General features: G+C 69.5%; 22 protein-coding genes. 6 read left to right on the top strand and 16 right to left on the bottom strand.

What is annotated here, in order from left to right:
* Window positions 1-4 precede the first annotated feature (4 nt).
* Both EV684_RS13185 and EV684_RS13180 read right to left on the bottom strand, forming a co-directional pair.
* Window positions 5-799, bottom strand: coding sequence for a MipA/OmpV family protein (locus EV684_RS13185; RefSeq protein WP_132647754.1), 795 nt, complete (start codon window positions 797-799; stop codon window positions 5-7).
* Window positions 796-1827, bottom strand: a complete 1032-nt coding sequence (locus EV684_RS13180) for a chorismate transformation enzyme, FkbO/Hyg5 family (RefSeq protein WP_132647753.1) — start codon at window positions 1825-1827, stop codon at window positions 796-798. Before EV684_RS13180 ends, EV684_RS13185 begins: the two co-directional genes overlap by 4 nt.
* A gap of 171 nt (window positions 1828-1998) precedes the next feature.
* Here EV684_RS13180 and EV684_RS13175 point away from each other — a divergent pair, with 171 nt between their 5' ends.
* The 3 genes from EV684_RS13175 to EV684_RS13165 all read left to right on the top strand — a co-directional run bounded on the left by EV684_RS13175 (window position 1999) and on the right by EV684_RS13165 (window position 4827).
* Window positions 1999-3783, top strand: coding sequence for a glutamine--tRNA ligase/YqeY domain fusion protein (locus tag EV684_RS13175; RefSeq protein WP_132647752.1), 1785 nt, complete (start codon window positions 1999-2001; stop codon window positions 3781-3783).
* A gap of 92 nt (window positions 3784-3875) precedes the next feature.
* A complete protein-coding gene (locus EV684_RS13170) occupies window positions 3876-4370 on the top strand; it encodes a DUF3016 domain-containing protein (protein ID WP_132647751.1) in 495 nt (164 codons plus the stop codon).
* A gap of 16 nt (window positions 4371-4386) precedes the next feature.
* The gene (locus EV684_RS13165) at window positions 4387-4827 is read left to right on the top strand and encodes an FKBP-type peptidyl-prolyl cis-trans isomerase (protein WP_375138654.1); all 441 of its coding nucleotides are present in this window, start codon (window positions 4387-4389) and stop codon (window positions 4825-4827) included.
* A gap of 13 nt (window positions 4828-4840) precedes the next feature.
* Here EV684_RS13165 and EV684_RS13160 read toward each other — a convergent pair whose 3' ends face one another.
* Together EV684_RS13160 and EV684_RS13155 are read right to left on the bottom strand one after the other, a co-directional pair.
* Window positions 4841-5764, bottom strand: coding sequence for a DUF808 domain-containing protein (locus tag EV684_RS13160; RefSeq protein ID WP_132647750.1), 924 nt, complete (start codon window positions 5762-5764; stop codon window positions 4841-4843).
* A gap of 68 nt (window positions 5765-5832) precedes the next feature.
* Window positions 5833-6048 (bottom strand): hypothetical protein, encoded by a 216-nt coding sequence (locus EV684_RS13155; protein WP_132647749.1) that lies wholly within the window; start codon window positions 6046-6048, stop codon window positions 5833-5835.
* Window positions 6049-6253: 205 nt separating this feature from the next.
* On the opposite strand from EV684_RS13155, the gene EV684_RS13150 reads away from it, so the two are divergent.
* On the top strand, window positions 6254-7150 hold the full coding sequence (locus tag EV684_RS13150; RefSeq protein ID WP_132647748.1) for an HDOD domain-containing protein: 897 nt from the start codon (window positions 6254-6256) through the stop codon (window positions 7148-7150).
* Here the strand turns inward: EV684_RS13150 and EV684_RS13145 are convergent.
* On the bottom strand, window positions 7125-7916 hold the full coding sequence (locus tag EV684_RS13145) for a ParA family protein (protein ID WP_132647747.1): 792 nt from the start codon (window positions 7914-7916) through the stop codon (window positions 7125-7127). The two genes, EV684_RS13150 and EV684_RS13145, sit on opposite strands and share 26 nt — an antisense overlap.
* A gap of 82 nt (window positions 7917-7998) precedes the next feature.
* Window positions 7999-9408: an aminotransferase-like domain-containing protein gene (locus tag EV684_RS13140; RefSeq protein ID WP_132647746.1), complete on the bottom strand. Its 1410-nt coding sequence runs from the start codon at window positions 9406-9408 to the stop codon at window positions 7999-8001.
* A 156-nt stretch (window positions 9409-9564) separates the two neighbouring features.
* On the opposite strand from EV684_RS13140, the gene EV684_RS13135 reads away from it, so the two are divergent.
* On the top strand, window positions 9565-9909 hold the full coding sequence (locus tag EV684_RS13135) for a hypothetical protein (RefSeq protein ID WP_132647745.1): 345 nt from the start codon (window positions 9565-9567) through the stop codon (window positions 9907-9909).
* Window positions 9867-11015 carry an aminotransferase class V-fold PLP-dependent enzyme gene (locus tag EV684_RS13130; protein ID WP_132647744.1) on the top strand — a complete coding sequence of 383 codons (1149 nt, stop codon included), beginning with the start codon at window positions 9867-9869 and terminating at the stop codon, window positions 11013-11015. The genes EV684_RS13135 and EV684_RS13130 overlap by 43 nt, the downstream gene beginning before the upstream one ends.
* An 11-nt stretch (window positions 11016-11026) precedes the next feature.
* On the opposite strand, the gene EV684_RS13125 is transcribed toward EV684_RS13130, so the two are convergent.
* The 10 genes from EV684_RS13125 to EV684_RS13085 all read right to left on the bottom strand — a co-directional run bounded on the left by EV684_RS13125 (window position 11027) and on the right by EV684_RS13085 (window position 17713).
* Window positions 11027-12241, bottom strand: coding sequence for a GGDEF domain-containing protein (locus EV684_RS13125; protein ID WP_132647743.1), 1215 nt, complete (start codon window positions 12239-12241; stop codon window positions 11027-11029).
* 188 nt (window positions 12242-12429) lie between these two features.
* Entirely contained in the window at window positions 12430-12816 is a 387-nt protein-coding gene (locus EV684_RS13120) for a VOC family protein (RefSeq protein WP_132647742.1), read from the bottom strand.
* A complete protein-coding gene (locus EV684_RS13115; protein WP_165908485.1) occupies window positions 12813-13379 on the bottom strand; it encodes an isochorismatase family protein in 567 nt (188 codons plus the stop codon). The genes EV684_RS13120 and EV684_RS13115 overlap by 4 nt, the downstream gene beginning before the upstream one ends.
* A gap of 22 nt (window positions 13380-13401) precedes the next feature.
* A complete protein-coding gene (locus EV684_RS24030; protein ID WP_165908484.1) occupies window positions 13402-13557 on the bottom strand; it encodes a hypothetical protein in 156 nt (51 codons plus the stop codon).
* Window positions 13558-13585: 28 nt separating this feature from the next.
* Window positions 13586-14215, bottom strand: a complete 630-nt coding sequence (locus tag EV684_RS13110; protein WP_165908483.1) for a uridine kinase family protein — start codon at window positions 14213-14215, stop codon at window positions 13586-13588.
* Window positions 14216-14515: 300 nt separating this feature from the next.
* Window positions 14516-14980, bottom strand: a complete 465-nt coding sequence (locus EV684_RS13105) for a GNAT family N-acetyltransferase (RefSeq protein ID WP_132647739.1) — start codon at window positions 14978-14980, stop codon at window positions 14516-14518.
* Window positions 14981-15200: 220 nt separating this feature from the next.
* Window positions 15201-15647: a GNAT family N-acetyltransferase gene (locus EV684_RS13100; protein ID WP_132647738.1), complete on the bottom strand. Its 447-nt coding sequence runs from the start codon at window positions 15645-15647 to the stop codon at window positions 15201-15203.
* A 43-nt stretch (window positions 15648-15690) separates the two neighbouring features.
* A complete protein-coding gene (locus EV684_RS13095) occupies window positions 15691-16224 on the bottom strand; it encodes a GNAT family N-acetyltransferase (protein ID WP_132647737.1) in 534 nt (177 codons plus the stop codon).
* Window positions 16225-16318: 94 nt separating this feature from the next.
* On the bottom strand, window positions 16319-16828 hold the full coding sequence (locus EV684_RS13090) for a GNAT family N-acetyltransferase (RefSeq protein ID WP_242478725.1): 510 nt from the start codon (window positions 16826-16828) through the stop codon (window positions 16319-16321).
* Between the two features lie 69 nt (window positions 16829-16897).
* Window positions 16898-17713 (bottom strand): hypothetical protein, encoded by an 816-nt coding sequence (locus tag EV684_RS13085; protein ID WP_132647736.1) that lies wholly within the window; start codon window positions 17711-17713, stop codon window positions 16898-16900.
* Window positions 17714-18018: the final 305 nt, after the last annotated feature.

Raw genomic sequence — 18018 nt, 5'->3', positions numbered from 1 at the left:
CGCATCAGTCGCCCGCCGCCTCGCGTTCGGAGCGCGCGAACACGCGCACCAGCGCGATGCCGGCGCCGACGTGGGTGTCGCGCCGCACCAGCGGGCTGTCGGCGAAGACCGCGCCGCCCACGCTGTCGGCACGCACGAAGGCACCGAACCACCACGGCCCGGCACGGCGCGACAGCGCCGCCGTCGCCTGCCAGCCGGCGTAGCCGCCGCTCGCCGCATACGCCGGGCGGCCGGGCGCGGCCTCGTCGGCCTTCACCTCGTAGTCGTGGCGGTGCAGCCGCCGGTCGCCCCACATCGGCCCGGCCTGCAGGCCCCAGCCGAAACCGGCGTGCTCGCCGTCGACGGCCAGCGCCGGTGCGGCGGTCCAGCCCAGCAGGCTGGGCGATCCGTCGAGGCCGATCACCGCACGCAGCGGCAGGCGCAGCTCGGTCTTCCAGCTCGCGCCTCTCGCGAGCGCGATGCGCAGCCGCGGGCCGACTTCGACGGTCGTCTCCAGGTCGTCCATGCCGCGGCGCGCCTCGTCGTCGTCGCTGCGTGTCGGCGTGCCGGCGGCAAATCCCAGGTCCAGATCGACGCGCTCGCTCTCGAACAGACGGGCCCGCGCGCCGTCACGGTCGGCACGCAGCACCTCACCACGGTAGACGAACCAGGGCAGCGGCAGCACCCAGGTGCTGGAATCGGCCGCGCCGCGGTAATGCGGCAGGCGTAGCACGGTGGCACCGGCGCCCAGCTCCCACAGCGGCTCGGCTGCCGCGGGCACGGCGGCGGCCGCGACCAGCAGCGCCGCCAGCCGCTTCATCGCGCCAGCGCCCCGGCCACCAGCGCGTGGCCCTCGATCTCGACCAGCAGCTCGCGCCGGCAGACGTCGGCCTCGACGTAGACCGCGCGCCGCGCGGCCACCGAGTCCGCCCCGACGGCAGCCTCGAACGCCGCGCGCACCGCGGCGTAGTCGCCGGGCTGGCGCAGATAGACCACGCTCTCCAGGTCGCCCGGCGACACCGCCGCAGCGCCGTGGGCCCGCGCCTGCTCGCACAGCGCCTCCAGGTTGCGCAGCGTCTCGGCCAGCTGCGCCAGCACGTCGCCTTCGTGCATCGAACGTTCGCCGACGATGCTCGCCGTGCCGCTGACGAAGAAGGCCAGCCGGCCGTCCAGCGCGTCGGCCAGCGCGGCACGCGAGAAGTTCGGGCTGCGCGGGCCGAAACGCTGCGAATAACGGTACGGCGCGACCTGGCGCGGGTTGTCCAGCGGCCGCACGGCGCCGCGCGAGGCGAGGAAACGGATCGCCAGCGTGCCGTCGTGCGGCCCCAGCGCGCAGGCCGCCGGCGCCCCTTCGAAGGCGTCGAAGCCGGCTTCGCAGAAGGCGCGGAAGCGGCCGACGTTGAACTGGCGGTAACGCTCCAGCCCGCCGCCGTCGGCGTTGATGCGCGGCAGGAAGTTCCAGACCTTGACCAGCGGCGGCCGGCCGCGCGCGTCGAGCACCTCGAACAGGTCGCGGTAGGCCTGCCAGGCGGCGTCGGTCAGGTCGGCCACCGCGTCGGGCAGGTCCAGCCAGCCGTAGAGCCAGTGGCCGTCGTCACGCCAGCGCACCGGGCCGTGGGCGCCACTGGACACCGGGCCGGCGGCGAACAGGTCGACGACCGGCTCCCCGGGCGCCACCAGGCGCGCGGCCAGCCCCGGCGCGGCGGCGGTCGCGCCGGGCCCCCAGGCCAGGCCACCGAGCGCGGCGGCGTCCAGCAGCGCCGCCTCGGCGGCGGGCAGGCGCAGCAAGCGCAGCGGGGTGGCGGTGCGCGACGGCGTCGCGGTGGCGGACAGGGTCGCCTCGGGCATCGGGTCGGGGGCGCGGGCGGCGGACGCCGCGGCAGGAGGGAAAGGCCGGCCGATTATTCCAAAGCGGGCCGCCGACGGGCACCGGCCCGGGCGAAAGGCCGTCGATAGAATGGCCCGTTGGCCGCGGCAGCGCCCGCGGCCTCTTCTCCGCAGCTCTCCCGACACCGCCGCATGGCCCACGAACCGACTTCCCCCGACGCCCCCAAGCCGAGCAACTTCCTGCGCGGCATCATCGAGCGCGACCTCGAGGCCGGCACCTGGAGCCAGCGCCACTGGGGCGGCGGCCCGGGCGACGGCGCGCACCACGGCGCGGGCGTGCCCGACCCGGCGAAGATCCGCACCCGCTTCCCGCCCGAGCCCAACGGCTATCTGCACGTCGGCCACGCCAAGAGCATCTGCCTGAACTTCGGCCTGGCGCGCGACTACGGCGGCGTCTGCCACCTGCGTTTCGACGACACCAACCCCGAGAAGGAAGAGCAGGAATACGTCGACGCCATCATCGAAGCCGTGCACTGGCTGGGCTTCGACTGGGAAGCCAACGGCACGCGCCACCTCTACTGGGCGAGCGACTACTTCGACTTCATGTACCGCGCCGCCGAGGCGCTGATCGAAGCCGGCCTGGCCTACGTCGACGAGCAGAGCGCCGAGCAGATGCGCGCCCACCGCGGCGACTTCACGACGCCGGGCACGGCCAGCCCCTTCCGCAGCCGCACGCCGGCCGAGAACCTGACGCGTTTTCGCGAGATGCGCGACGGGAAACACGCCGACGGCGCGATGGTGCTGCGCGCCAAGATCGACATGGCGTCGCCGAACATCAACCTGCGCGACCCGACGCTCTACCGCATCAAGCACGCCACGCACCACAACACCGGCGACAAGTGGTGCCTGTACCCGATGTACACCTTCGCGCACCCGATCGAGGACGCGCTGGAGAACATCACCCACAGCATCTGCACGCTGGAGTTCGAGGACCAGCGCCCGTTCTACGACTGGCTGCTGGACCAGCTGGCCACGCTCGGCCTGCTCGCACGCCCGACGCCGCGCCAGCACGAGTTCGGCCGGCTCAACCTCAGCTACGTCATCACCAGCAAGCGCAAGCTCAAGGCGCTGGTCGACGAGAAGATCGTCGAAGGCTGGGACGACCCGCGCATGCCGACGATCTTCGGCATGCGCCGCCGCGGCTACACGCCGGAGGCGATCCGCGCGATGGCCGACGGCTCGGGCGCGAGCAAGACCAACATCTGGCTCGACTACTCGGTGCTCGAAGGCTGCCTGCGCGAGGACCTGGAAGGCAAGGCCGCGCGTGCGATGGTCGTGCTCGACCCGCTGCCGCTGAAGCTCGTCAACTGGGACGAGGTCTTCGGCGCCGGCCACGTCGAGCCCTGCCACGCGCCGGCGCACCCGCACCACCCCGAGCTCGGCGAACGCCGCTTCGGCCTCGGCCCCGAGGTCTGGATCGAGCGCGAGGACTTCGCCGAGACACCGCCCAAGGGCTTCTTCCGCCTGTTCCCGGGCAACAAGGTGCGGCTGAAGTACGGCGTCGTCGTCGAGTGCACGGGCTGCGAGAAGGACGCCGACGGCCAGGTCACCGCGGTGCTCGCCAAGGTCGTGCCCGACACCAAGAGCGGCACGCCGGGCGCCGACGCGATCAAGGTCAAGGGCACGATCACCTGGGTCGGCCGGCAGGATGCCGTCGCCGCCACGGTGAACCTCTACGACCGCCTGTTCACCGAAGCCCAGCCCGACGCCGCCGGGCGCGACTTCCGCGAGGTGCTCAACCCCGACAGCAAGCGGGTCGTGCAGGCCTGGCTGGAGCCTTCGCTGGCGTCGGTTGCGGCCGAGACGCGGCTGCAGTTCGAGCGCCACGGCTACTTCGTCGCCGACCGCGTGCTGCACCGCGCCGACGCGCCGGTGTTCAACCGCATCACCACGCTGCGGGACAGCCGCACGAAGTAAGGTTGCGGCAGGTAATGTTTCGTCGCCGGTGCTGGTGCCCGGCGGCGTTCCGTGCCAGATTGGGTGCGTTCCCCTCTTTCCGTGGAGGCCCCATGTCGCAGTCCTTCCCGTTGCGTCGCGCGGCGCTGGCGGCCGCGCTGGCGCTGATGGCGCTGGCCGGTCCGGCGCAGGCCGCCGGCATCGTCCGGGTGAGCTTCGTTCAGCCCGAGCGCTACACCGACGCCGGCTTCGGCCAGGTCGAACGCGAGCGCAACACCGACCGCCTCGCCGCGATCTTCCAGGACCTGGCCCGGCGCCTGCCCGACGGCCAGACGCTGGATATCGAGGTGCTCGACGTCGACCTCGCCGGACGCGTACCGATCGGCAGCGTGCACGACACGCGTGTGCTGACCGGCGGCGCCGACTGGCCGCGCATCAAGCTGCGCTACAACCTGGACGTCGGCGGCACCGTGCAGCACGGCGAGGAAACCGTGTCCGACATGAGCTACCTGCAGACCCGCATCCTCGGCAGCCGTGCCGACGAGCCACTGGCCTACGAGCGCCGCATGCTCGAACACTGGTTCGAGGAACGATTCCTCACCCCCTGACCCCCGGAGAAACCTCTTGTCCCTGCACCGCCTGTGCCTGGCCGCCGTCGTGGCCGCCGCCGCTCCCGCCTTCGCCGCCGCGCCGGCCGACCCGCTGAAGGCCGCCGCCGCCGAACCCGGCGCCGTCGTCACCGCCAGCGGCCTGATCTACCGCTCGCTGAAGGACGGCAACGGCGCCAGCCCGACGGCCAGCGACACGGTGCGCGTGCACTACCGCGGCACCTTCCCCGACGGCAAGGAGTTCGACAGCTCCTACCGCCGCGGCGAGCCGATCGAGTTCCCGCTGAACCGCGTGATCCCCTGCTGGACCGAAGGCGTGCAGAAGATGAAGGCCGGCGGCAAGGCCAGGCTGACCTGCCCCAGCGCCATCGCCTACGGCGAGCGCGGTGCCGGCGGCGTGATCCCGCCGAACGCGACGCTGCAGTTCGAGGTCGAACTGCTGGGCATCCGCAAGTAAGACATCCGGTCGTTCAAGCCGGCGCGCGGGCGAAAAGTCTGCGCGCCAGCGTCACGCCGGCCAGCACCACGGCGCCGGCCACGACGCCCAGCAGCCCGTTGGCCAGCACCGGCAGCAGCGCGCCGGCCAGGCCGCCCAGGCCACCCAGCGTGTGTTCGATGGCCTCGGCCACCGGGTGCACGCCGTGCACCAGGATGCCACCGCCGACGAGGAACATCGCCGCGGTGCCGGCCACCGACAGGAACTTCATCAGCCAGGGCGCCGCCACCAGGATGCCGTCGCCGATCGAGCGCACGGCGGCGCTGCCGGCGCGCTGCAGCCTCAGGCCCAGGTCGTCGAGCTTGACGATGCCGGCGACGACGCCGTAGACGCCCACCGTCATCGCCAGCGCGACGCCGGACATCACCAGCACGCGCGTCATGAACTCGGCCTCGGCCACCGTGCCCAGCGTGATCGCGATGATCTCGGCCGAGAGGATGAAGTCGGTGCGGATCGCGCCCTTGATGCGCTCCTTCTCGAAGGCCACGAGGTCGACCTCGGGCTTCTCCAGCGCCGCGCGCAGTTCGGCTTCGTGCGACTTTTCGTCGCCCTCGCCGCCGCGGTGCAGGAACTTGTGCGCCAGCTTCTCGAAGCCTTCGTAGCAGAGGAAGGCGCCGCCGATCATCAGCAGCGGCGTCACGGCCCAGGGCGCGACGGCACTGATGGCCAGCGCGGCCGGCACCAGGATGGTCTTGTTCAGCAGCGAGCCCTTGGCCACCGCCCAGACCACCGGCAGTTCGCGTTCGGCGGCCACGCCGGTGACCTGCTGGGCGTTCAGCGCGAGGTCGTCGCCGAGCACGCCCGCGGTCTTCTTCGCGGCGAGTTTGCTGAGGAGCGCGACGTCGTCGAGGACGGTCGCGATGTCGTCGATCAGGGCAAGGAGACTGCTGGCGGCCATGGCGCGCATTCTCGCCGCGAAGCCGCGACGCGTTGGCCGCCACCCCGCGGCCGGGCGATGAGCCGGGCTCAGCCGAGTTCGCGCACCACCGAAGGCGTGGCGAACTCGCGGCCGACGACGGCGCGGGCGTACAGGTAGTTGCAGCGTGCACGTTCGCTCAGGTCGTCCATCGGCACGTGGCCCTGGGCGTCACAGGGGAAGGCCAGCGCACGGCCCTGCTGGAACAGCGACTGGAAACGCAGCTGGAAGCGGCCGGAAGCGGCGACGTCGGCAAAAGTGCTCATTTCACGACCCCTGATGGCGTCTTCGATGATCTGAAAGGTAGTCGGCCGCGGCCGCGGCCGCCTTCGGTGAGGCGCCATGCGCGGCGTCGGACGGAGACGGCGATCGCTGTCGGAAGATGACTGACGCAGCACAAGCCGCCGGCCGCGCGGCGCTTCAGTCCGCCGCCGCGCGGCCGATAAGACGTCTGGACGCGCCCGACCCGCCATGACCGCCATTGCCGCCAAGCTGCCCGCCGAGACCTCGCGAACTGCCGCGATCACCCGTGAAATCGATCACGCCCGCACGCGCGGCGCGCTGCAGCACATCGTCGTGCCGCCGTGCCCGGCGCTGCTGGCGCGGCTGCAGGCGGTGATGCTGCTGCCCGAGCCCGATCTCAACGAGGTCGCGCGCATCGCCGCCAGCGACGTCGCGATGTCGGCGACGCTGATCCGCAACGCCAACGGCCCGCTGTACGCGGTGGGCCAGCCGGTGCAGACCGTCGGCCAGGCGATGAACCGCCTGGGCCTGAAGCAGACCGCGGCGATCATGACCGGCTTCCTGGTGCGCAACGCCATCGTCGCCGACAACCGCCACCTGCGCCGCTTCTGGGAACGCTCGGCGCAGCGTGCGATCGCGATGACCTTCATCGCCCGCCAGCTCGTCGGCCTGTCGCCCGACGTCGCGCACACCTACGGCCTGTTCTGCCACGTCGGCATGCCGGTGCTGCTGCAGAGCGTGAAGGGCTACGGCTCGACGATGGTCGAGGCCGCGGCGCGCATCGACCGCAGCTACGTCGCCACCGAGAACGCCAACCACCGCACCGACCACGCCGTCGTCGGCGCGCTGGTGGCGCGGGTCTGGCGCCTGGCGCCCGAGGTGATGGCCGCGATCCGGCTGCACCACGACCTGGACTCGCTGGGCGGCGAGGACACCGAGCCCGAGGTGCAGACGCTGATGGCCGCCGGCCTCGTCGCCGAGCACCTGGTGCGCCGCCAGGAAGCCCAGCTGGCCGAGCGCGACTGGACCGACCACTCGGCCGCGGCGCTGGCCTGGCTGCAGGTCGACGAAGGCGAGATCGCCCAGTGGGGCGAGGAACTCAACGCTTCGCTGAGCGCTTTCTAGGCTTGGCGATCGCCTCGTAGAGCGCGACGAACTGCTGCGTCAGCTTGTGCCCAGGGTCCAGGTGGATCATCGGGCGCGCGAGTTCGTGCGACTCCTTCACGCGCACGCTGGCGCCCAGGTAGGGCTCCAGCACCGGCAGGCCCTCGTCCACGAGTTCCTGCACCGTGCGCCGCGGCAGGCTGGCGCGCGGCTGGAACTGGTTGACGACGATGCCCTCGACGGCGAGCTTGTCGTTGTGGTCGGCGCGGATCTCCTCCACCGCCTCCAGCAGGCCGTAGAGCGCGCGGCGCGAGAACTCGTCGCAGTCGAACGGGATCAGGCAGCCGTCGGCGGCGATCAGCGCCGAGCGCGTGTAGAAGTTCAGCGCCGGCGGCGTGTCGATCCAGATCTCGTCGTACGTACCGGCCAACTCGGCCAGCGCGTCGCGCAGCTTGAAGATCTTGTAGCGGCTCTCCAGCTTGGCGTGCAGCTCCTCGAGCGCGGCGCTGGCGGGCATCAGGTCCAGGCGCTCCCAGGGCGTGGCGGTGACGAAGTCGGCGGTGGCCGTGGGGCGCACGCTGAACTTCAGCGTCGACTCGAAGAACTCGGCCGCGCCCGGGCGCGGGTCGACGGCGGCCTCGCCGAGCAGGTAGTGCGTCGAGTTGGCCTGCGTGTCCAGGTCGACGAGCAGCACGCGCCGCCCCTTGGCGGCCGCGATCGCGGCCAGGTTGCTGGCGATGGTCGACTTCCCGACCCCGCCTTTCTGGTTGAAGACGACGTGCCGCATCCGAGCGCTCCGTGGGAGGACGCACCATTGTGCACCGCAGCACTGGAGGCCGAACCCTAGATTCGGGGCGCCCGTCCGGCGCTCAGACGAGCGTGCCCAGCGTGCGCAGCGCCGCGGCCAGTTGCTCGTCGGGCGGGCGGCCGACCCCCAGGCGCACGTAGCCGTCGAAACGCGCGCCGGTGCTGAACATCGAGCCCGGCGCGATCTTGATGCCGCGCTCCAGCGCCGCGGCGAACAACGCGTCGCCGCTGGCGCCGTCGGGCAGCTGCAGCCACAGCAGCAGGCCGCCGTCGGGCAGCGTCACGCGTGTGCCCGGCGGGAAGTGCGCCGCCACGAGGTCGGCGTAGGCGTCGCGGTGCACCCGCAGCTGCTCGGCCAGCCGGCGGCGGTGGCGGTCGTAGGCCGGGCTGTCGACGTATTCGGCGACCACCGACTGCGGCAGCTCCTCGGGGAAGCGGCTCTGCGTGTACTTGAGCATCTCCACGCGCGCCTGCCAGCGCCCGGCCAGCATCCAGCCCAGGCGCAGGCCCGGCGCCAGCAGCTTGTTCAGCGAATTGCAGTGGATGACGCCGCCGTCCTGGTCCCAGGCTTTGAGCGGCCGCGCCGGCTGGGCCGTCATCTCGCCGTAGATGTCGTCCTCGATCAGCGCCACGCCGCGCGCCGCGCACAGCGCCACCAGCTCGGCCTTGCGCTCGTCGGGCATCGTGCAGCCCAGCGGGTTGTGCAGCGTCGGCTGCACGACGACGGCGCGGATCGCCGTGCCCTGGTCCAGCGCGAAGGCCAGCGCTTCCAGCGACAGCCCGGTCTTCGGGCTGGTCGGCAGCTCGATCGCACGCAGGCCCAGCGCCTCGACGATCTGCAGCAGGCCGTAGAAGGTGGGCGACTCGACGGCCACCGTGTCGCCCGGCTGGGTGACGGCGCGCAGCGCGAGGTTCATCGCCTCGGTGCAGCCTTGCGTGACGACGATCTGCTCGGGCGCCGCGGCGACGCCGCGCTCCAGCGCGCGCCGCGCCAGCGCCGCCCGCAGCAGCGGGTGGCCGTGGCGGCGCGTCATCGTCGTCAGCACCTGCGGCGCCAGGCGCAGCCGGCGCTGCATCGCACGCGCCAGCGCTTCGGCCGGATACATCGCCGGCGGCGCGACGGCCAGCGCCAGGTTCAGCTCGACGGCATGGCGCTGGCCGCGCGCCAGGATGCCGGAGATGTGCTCGGAGATGCCGACGTAGGCGGCGGCGTCGATCGCGCGCGGCGCGGCTTCGGAGGCCGGTGGCAGCGCCGCACGGCGCGGGTGGCGCACGAAATAGCCCGAACGTGCGCGCGCCTCGAGCAGGCCGTCGTCTTCCAGCCGGCGGCAGGCCTGCAGCGCGGTCGACAGGCTGACCTCGTGGCGGCGCATCAGCTCGCGCACCGACGGGAAACGGTCGCCGCTGCGCAAGGCCCCGGCCTGGATGGCGCCGCGGTAATGCTCGGCGATGCGGTGGTACAGCGTGCTCATGGGCAACGAGCACTATGCCGCGCGCTCCGCCACCAAAACAGATACAGAGACCCGGGCCGGACACCGAAACAGTTGCCCGCCGCCGCCGCTGTTGTGCCACGCAGCGTGCGCCGCTGTGGCTGCCGCCGCCAGACGCCGCGCCGCACAGTGGCCGCCATGGACACCCGCACGATCGAACTGGCCGCCGGCCAGACACTGGCCCTGGCGCTGCGCCGCGGCGACACGCTGCAGCTGGCGCGCGGCCGCCTGCAGGTCTGGGCGCCGGCCGCGGAGCTGGCCGGCACGCAGCACCGGCCGTCGCAGCACTGGGACGAAGGCCAGGCCTTGTTCGCCGACGACTCCGGCACCTGGCAGGCCCAGGCGCTGACGGCGGCGACCTTGCTGCTGCAGCGGCCGCTGCCGGCCTGGCGCCGCTGGTGGCCGGCCCGGCCCGCCCTGGCCGGCTCTAGACTGGCCCGATGCGCGACCTCTTCCTGCTCGACCCCGGCCTCGTCTTCCTGAACCACGGCTCCTTCGGCGCCTGCCCACGCGAGGTGCTGGCCGAGCAGCAGCGCTGGCAGCTGGACATGGAGCGCAACCCGGTCGAGTTCCTCGGCCGGCGCTCGGCCGAGCGGCTGCATCACGCGCGCACGGTGCTCGCCGGCGAAGTGGGTGCCAACCCGGAGCACCTGGTCTTCGTGCCCAACGCGACCACCGGCGTCAACGTCGTCACCCGGTCCTTCGGGCTGGCGCCGGGCGACGAGGTGCTGTCCACCGACCTGGAATACGGTGCCTGCGACGCCGCCTGGCAGCAGGCCTGCGCCGCGCACGGTGCTCACTACCGGCGCGTTGAAATCCCCCTGCCCTTCGAGCGCGAGCGTTTCGTCGACCGCCTGATGGCCGCGGTGACGCCGCGCACGCGGCTGATCTACGCCAGCCACATCACCTCGACGACGGCGCTGACGCTGCCGGTGGCCGAGCTGTGCCGCGCCGCACGCGAACGCGGCATCCCGACGCTGATCGACGGCGCGCACGCGCCGGGCCAGATCACGCTGGACCTGGACGCCATTGGCGCCGACTTCTACGTCGGCAACTGCCACAAGTGGCTGTGTGCGCCCAAGGGCAGCGGCTTCCTGCACGCCCGGCCCGAACACCACGCGCGGCTCGACGCGCCGGTCATCAGCTGGGGTTATGCCGAAGGCACCGGCGGCCATGCCGGCTTCGACGCCTACCTGGGCCGCACGCTGTTCGAGCGCCGCCTGCAGTGGCAGGGCACGCGCGACCTGTCGGCCTGGCTGGCGGTGCCGGCGGCGATCGACTTCCAGCGCCGCCACGACTGGCCCGCGGTGCGTGAGCGCTGCCACGCGCTGGCGCGCGAGGCGCTCGAGGCGCTGACACGCCGCCACGGCCTGGCGCCGATGGCCGCCGACGGCGACTGGGCGCAGATGGTCGCGATTCCCGTGCCGCCGCAGGACCCGGAAGCGCTGCGCCGGCGCCTGTTCGACGAAAGCGGCATCGAGGTGCCGGTGACGACCCACGCCGGCCGGACCTTCGTGCGCATCTCGGTGCAGGGCTACACCGAGCCCTGGGAGATCGAGCGCCTGCTGGACGCGCCGGCGCTGCGCTGAGCGCGCGCCGCTCAGCCGCAGACGATGCGGTTGCGGCCCTGCTGCTTGGCCTCGTAGAGCAGGCGGTCGGCTTCGAGGAACAGCGTCTGCACCGTGTCGGCCGGCTGCGGCACGCGCACCAGCGCGCCGATCGACACCGTCAGCGTCGGCGCCGTCGCGCTGCGGGTGTTGGGAATCGCCAGCGCCTCGACGTCGCGGCGGATGGCTTCGAACAGCTCGCGCGCCCGGCCGCTGGGGCTGGAGCTGCAGGCCAGCAGCGCGAACTCCTCGCCGCCCAGGCGGAAGGCGAAGTCGCCGGCGCGCCGGCCGTGTTCCCGCAGCGCCGCCGCCACCGACACCAGCGCCTCGTCACCGGCGACGTGGCCGTAGGTGTCGTTCAGGCGCTTGAAGTGGTCCAGGTCGAGCAGCGCCAGCGTCAGCGCCGCCCCCTCGCGCCGCGCGCGTGCCAGCTCGGACGTGAACACGGCGTCGAAGTGGCGGCGGTTGAACAGCCCGGTCAGGTCGTCGGTGATCGCCGACTCCTCCAGCCGCCGGTTGGCCGCCTCGAGGTCGATGTAGGCCTGGCGCAGCTTCTCCTCGGCCTCGACGCGTGCGCGGCGTTCGCGCAGCAGGTTCAGCGTGCGGCTGGACAGGCTCTCGTACATGCCGAGCACGGTGTCGATCAGCAGGCGCACCGACGAGGCGCCCATCTTGCGTTCGGCCTTCAGCTTGGCCTCGTCCAGCGGCACGCCGGCCTGGACCTCGGCGACGACGAGCGCGAAACGTTTGTCCTCGACGATGATGTGGAAGGCCAGCCAGCGGATCAGGAACTTCACGATGCCCTCGACCAGCTGGTACAGCGGCTCTCCGCCGCCCGAGCGTTTCAGGTCCTGGACCTTGGGCAGGAAGGCGCCGTGCGCCGCCTGATGGTTGTGCAGCCAGAGGTCGTCGCCGAAGCAGTCGACCCAGATCTCTTCCTCGGCCGAGAAGTGGACGTCGGCATAGGCCGCGAGTTCGGCGAACGCGGCCTCGACCTCGCATTCCTGGTTGCTGACCAGCGTGCCGGCGAGTTGGTTCAGCAGGTCCACCAGGCGCTTGTGCTGCTGGTCGATGAGCGCGTTGCCGGTGTTGAAGTTGTCGTTCCAGGGGAACACTTCGAACACGGGCGCGCCGACGGCGTGTTCCGGCGGGCCGAGCAGATCCATGAAGTGGGCGGGGTGCGTGGCCGTCGTGCTGTGCGTCGTCATGCGAGGCGCGGCGCCATGGCGCCGATGGTTCGCCCTGCCGCTGCCCGCCACCTGAGCAGGCGGTGGCCATGCGGAGCGGTGGGCGAAGCAGCCGCTCCCGCCGGCCACACGATGATGACACAGCGATTTCAGCGTTTCGAAAGGATGAGCGCGTTGCCCGGAGGTCCGGGCCGCGGGCGCGAGCGCCCTCAGGCGCCGGCGGGCGCCGCGAAGGCCAGCACGTGGCCGTCGGGGTCCAGCGAGTAGGCCGCGACGTGGCCCCAGTTGCGCGGCTGCAGCGGCGAGAGTTCGCTGGCCCCGGCGGCCAGCGCCCGGGCGTGCGCCGCCGCGGGGTCGTCGACCAGCAGGTACAGCTCGGCGCGCGGCACGCCGCGCGCCGCGGCCGGGTCGGGCAACGCAGCACCGAGCAGCGCCTTGATGCCGGATTCCGGCATCAGCCCGAGCACCGCGCCGCCGGGCAGCTCGAACTCCGTCATGCCGGGCACGTCGAGGCGGGGGGATCGGGCGAGCGCCTGTTCGTAGAAGCGGCGGCTGGCAGGCTGGTCGGCGACGTAGAGGATGAAGTGGGGGGTCATGGGTCGGTCGGTGCGAGGTCGGCCAGCTGGTCGGCCGTTGAGCGCAGCCGGATGCCCGACGCAGCGAGCGCAGCCAGCGCGACGTCGTGGACGAGTTCGGCCGGCAGCGTCTCGCCGGCCGGAGCGCGGCGTTCATATGTGGAGCAAGCGTCGTGCACGACCGTGACACGGTAGCCGAGGTCCAGCGCCTCGCGCGCCGTGGCGGTGACGCAGGCGTCGGTGGCCAACCCGACGACGACCAACTCGGCTGGCGCAGGCGCGAGCGCCGCGGCGAACCGTGGCTGCTTGAACGCGCTGTTCGTGCGTTTGTCGAAGACCGGCTCGCCCGAGGCCGGCGCGACGCGAGGCTCGATCGCCAGCCCGTCCGCCCCCGGCGCGAGCGGCGAACCCGGACGCGAGGAAACGTGCCGCGTGAAGACGACCGCCAGCCCGGCGGTGCGCCAGGCGCCGAGCAACTGTTCGACGTGGAGAAGGAAGCGCGGATTGCAGCGCCGGCCGTATTCCGGCGCGGCGAGACCTATCTGGACGTCGACGATCACCAATGTCGGCAGGCGGCCGCCCACGCCCGAACGCCGGCCAAGCCGCTCAGACATTGCGGTTCTCGCCCGACACGACCGACGCTAGGAACCGGATCGCGAGCACCAGGAAGATCAGCAGGCCCCCGAGCCACCCCAGGCCGGCGAAGGCGAGCACCAGGGCCAGAAGGCTCAGCAGCAGTTCGATCAGGGAGATGAGTTTCAAGACCGGCAACCCGCTCGACGCACTTGCATCACTCGCCCGAAGCTTTGCCGGCGACGCCGTCAGACGTTCCGGAGTTGACCCCGCGATACCCGAACTCCAGGTCGACCTGCACGACGATGTCGGCCCGCTCGCGGCGCGGAAGCACCCAGGCGCAGTAGTCCCGCCACTCGCGCTCCACCCGGGCCGCCGCATCGTGCGCCGACATGCCGCGCTTGCGCTGGTTGGCGCGCACACGCAGTTCGCGGGCCGTGGCCTCCTCGGCGTCGATGAAAACCTTCAAATGCGTGTGCGGCGAGAGATCGGGATGAAGCGCATGGATGCCTTCGACGACGAGCACGTCTGCGGGCGAGACCGTCCTCGGCTCGCCGCTCTTCATGCCGGTCCTGTTGTCGTAGCGGTGCACGCCGAACGGCTGGCGGGCGAAGAAACGAACGAGTGCGGCCCGCAGCGCCGCCATGTCGATCGACCGCAGGTCGTAGCCGCTGATGCCGACGGCGTCGCGCTCGGCGCGGTCGCGCATGAAGTCGTCGGTGGAAATCGCGTCGGCGGCGAGGCCGAACTGCCGCAACGCCGCCACGAGTTGCGTGGCCACGGTCGACTTGCCGGTGTCGGCCCAGCCGCATAGGGCGACGATGAACGGCGTGTTGCGGCCGCCCATCGAGGTGTGGACCTGGGTGGCGAGGGTTTGAGGCAAGTGCATCGGCGGATGATCGGACGAAGCGAAGCCGGGCAGAAGTGTGCGGTCGGCGACTCGCCGGAACTGGCGAATCGGCGCACAAGGCACCCGAGAACTACGCCGAGGGAAGGAACCGGCAGCTGGGGAACGTCCTGAACGTGGCGCACGAGGGATGCCACGGCGGCCAAGTCAAAAACATGCCTGCAGTGAAGCGATGACACCTCTCGGCGAGGCTAGGCCGACGGCGGGCGATCGGTCCCGCGTCGAGCCCCTTGCAGGCGCTCAGACTGCGCCCGTAGCAAGCCGAAGCTGCGGACGGACACGGCTCTCCATCCCAGGAATCGGCGCGGGCAGCTCGCCAATCCTCTGGGCACCCAGTGCCAGATAGAACGCCTCCGCGTTCGGATCCGCGTCGATGTGCAGAAGCGACTGCCCCGCGGCAGAGACCCTCGCCGTTATCTCGCGCAAAAGGGTGCGCCCGATACCCCGACGCATGTGTCCGGGCTTGACCCAGCAGGACACGAGTTCCCACGGCGTTGTGCTCGGATCGACCTGTACGATGCCCACTACCGCGCCGGCTTCAATGGCGACCAGGGTGGGCCGCAGATCGAGCGACTGTTCGGTCGTCAGGAGGCTCTGACGCCAGGCATCGAGTTGATCTTGCGCGTACCCCCACGATGCCTTTGCCGCCAGAGTGACGGCGTTGATCTCGGCCAGATCGCTGCGAGTCGCGTCGCGGATGAGCATGGCGGCACAAAGGATCGGCGTCAAACTGAGCGGTACGCGGAGGCTAATCCGAGCAATCTAAGGCAGCAACAAAGCCTTGGTGAGACCGCATATGCCAGCCTGCGGAACTTTTATCCAAAGCGAGCTGCGTAGCGCGCGAGTGGAGGTTTTCGATCGTCATTTGTGAGAATTGGTCCAAGATTCATGAAGCATGACGCTCGGCGTAGGCGAGGCCCACAAATTAGGCACCAACACGCCCAAGGCTGCTGAAGCTCTGGACGTAACCTTGCCACCAGCCGCTAGTAAGCTGATGCTCGCTGTATTCGCCGCCCGTGAACTCGGTGATAACCGTCCGCCAGAAGGCCTGGGCGACCGTGTTCGCCGTCATCTGCCCGACTTGCCAGGCGCCAGGGTGCCGCGCGAAGACTTGTTTAGCGGCGTGAGTTGCGACGCGCTTGCGCCTGTACTTTTTGAGAATGAAGAACTGATCCATCCAGAACTCACCGCCAGGTAGCTTGACTTGGTTGTCGACCAGAGCGAACCCGGCGTACTGCGTCGAGACGGTCAAGACATACGCCGTGCAGTTTTTGTCCTGCCAGTACCGGCCCAATGCGTAACCGTACTCCCCGTTTGCGTCGAGGTCCTGATCCCAGATGTCGGAGAGTTCGTATTGGTACAGCTCAAGCATCCGATATAGCGGAAGCCGATCGCATGGTCTGGCTATTCTGACTTCAAGCATCGCGCAGTCCAGTGATTTCGGAGTCGGCGACGTACGACATGAGGTACTCATCTCGTATTTTGCCGGCGACAAGCATTGAGGCACGGCGCGTGCCCTCGATCTGGAACCCAAAGCGCTTGTACAAGGCGACAGCGCGGTCGTTTGTGGTGTGAACGTTCAGCTCCAGGCGGAGCAAACCGGCAGCTGACACCCAAGACAGCGCCTCGTGAAGCATTGCCGAAGCAACGCCGCGGGACCAGCACTCCCTTCGAACGCCCAGGAAGATCAAGGCGGAGTGCTGGGTTCGAATGCGCTCACCGCCACTGGCGCCCAAGAAGCCGACGAGATCGGCGCCCTCCGTGGCGACGAGCAAGACGCTGTTGGTCTTGCCAGAAAGCCAGGCGATGAACTTCCGCTCATCTTCCTCTGTGGCCTTGAACTCTTGCGGCTCCCAGAGCATGAAGTCCGTCTCCGCGAAGACCGCGCGCCTCAGATTCAGCAACGCGGCGGCATCCTCTTCGGTGGCGTGACGAACGGAGAAAGACATTATTTCTGATGATTAATTTTAGACGTAACGGTCGCCGAAGCGCAGCGGAGGGAACCAAACGGCGTAGCAGTTTTGTTCCCCGTTGACGGACCGGTTAAACCGCTGGCCGCGGAATGAGATAGACATTACGGTGCTCACCGTCTGGAAATGCTTGCCGCGCCACCTTTGATCCGCCCAGGCGGAGGATAAGTGCAATTGCTGCATTGTTTGCATCTGCGCAATAGGTTTGAACTGCGCCCCAACCAAACTCGGAGTAGGCGTGCTTGGTTACAGCAAGCGAGGCTTCCAGGGCATAGCCTTGGCCGCGTGCTTCGGGAAGCAGCCACCAGGTGAGCTCTCGTGGCCACCCACGCCCCTGCCAGAACCCGCAAACACCTATGATCGCGCTGTCTTCGCGGCAGCGAAGGGCCCAAACGCCAAACCCCTGAAGGTGCCAGGCTCCAATGTCGTACGCCAACCGAGACCAGGCGGCAGCTGGCGTTAGAGGTCCGCCGTAGGCAACCGACGCCTCTCCGTCGGTGTAGAAGCGTTGATACGCCGAATCACAGCCGACATCCGGGGGAATGAGATCCAGGCGCTGCGTCCTAAGAGTGGGAATCAACATGACGCAAAATGTGCGGCTTAACACCTGAGTTAAGCCGCACCACGAAGTGGCGTCGGCTTAGACGAATTGTTAGACCTGCGCCGTCGTGACATCGCCATGCACGCCGCCATCAATGATTTCGTCGATAACTCGCGCCTTCCACACTATACCGAGCTGCGCCTTAGATTCGTCCTTTCCGATACGTCCGGAGTAGACGCCGATAAAATTGCGTATCCTTCCAATGATCTCGCTTCCTGTCAGCTTCCCACCCGAGACGCCGTGAAGCCCGACGCGCTGCATCACTACGGGTGAGCCCGAGAGGCCCGACCTAGTCGCCGTATCAATGAATATCTTGGGCAACTGCTCAAGGTCCACGTCTGGCTCGGATGCCACGCTGGCGCGCTTCCAAATGGGAAGCTGAAGATACGTTATGTCCGAGAATGGGTAACCGACGACAAATGCGTCATCTGCGACCTCGGTTCGAAATGATGCGTCGAATTCGATTCTATTTATCGGGAATAGTTGGTACTGGTCGATAATTTCGATGGGCAGCAGGATAGCAACCACATCAACGCCTCTGCCGTGGACTGGGTGACAGAGCCATAGCGGCTCTTGCATCGCCTCATCTTTATAGAGCGGCAAATTCTCCCGGCGGGACGTTCCCGCGTTCCCTTTAGCCCGAAACATGGTGGACACCATGTCTGGGACCGCCAGCGTTTCCGACAGACATGCGCCGTCCAACGGGTTTCGACCCGTTACGTTATGCCAATTCGTGACCAAGTAGCTGGTTCCAGCTTTCTCATAAATGAAGCCTGTACCGGACGACAGCACCGCATCTGTCGGGCGGAAGCATAGGTGGAGATGATGTGTTGTCAGGGATATCGGGTCTGGGATGATCGCGGGCATATGTCAGAGCAGACCTAACGAATCTGTAGAAAAACCCCGCCGCGGCGGCAGCCGGTCTGCCCGGCACGGCATGTCACACCAGCGCTGTTGATCCGTCTTTTCATGCGCCTCCCTCGGCGTTCTGGGTTCGCCGCAGCCTATCGACGGGGCATGAGGCTTGCAAGCTCTGCCGTCATCCTCCCGACCGTCACCGCCATGGCCCGTTACCGTCCCGTCGACAACCAGCCGTGTTTCCTGCCGGTGGTGCTGGCCGAGCAGTTGCTGCCCGGCTCCTTCGAGTTCGCGCTCAATCATCTGGTCGACTC

The sequence above is a fragment of the Rubrivivax gelatinosus genome (genome assembly GCF_004340905.1).
Lineage (GTDB): Bacteria > Pseudomonadota > Gammaproteobacteria > Burkholderiales > Burkholderiaceae_C > Rubrivivax > Rubrivivax gelatinosus.
Note: the sequence above shows the minus strand (reverse complement) of the source record. Positions and strands in the feature narration are given on the sequence as shown.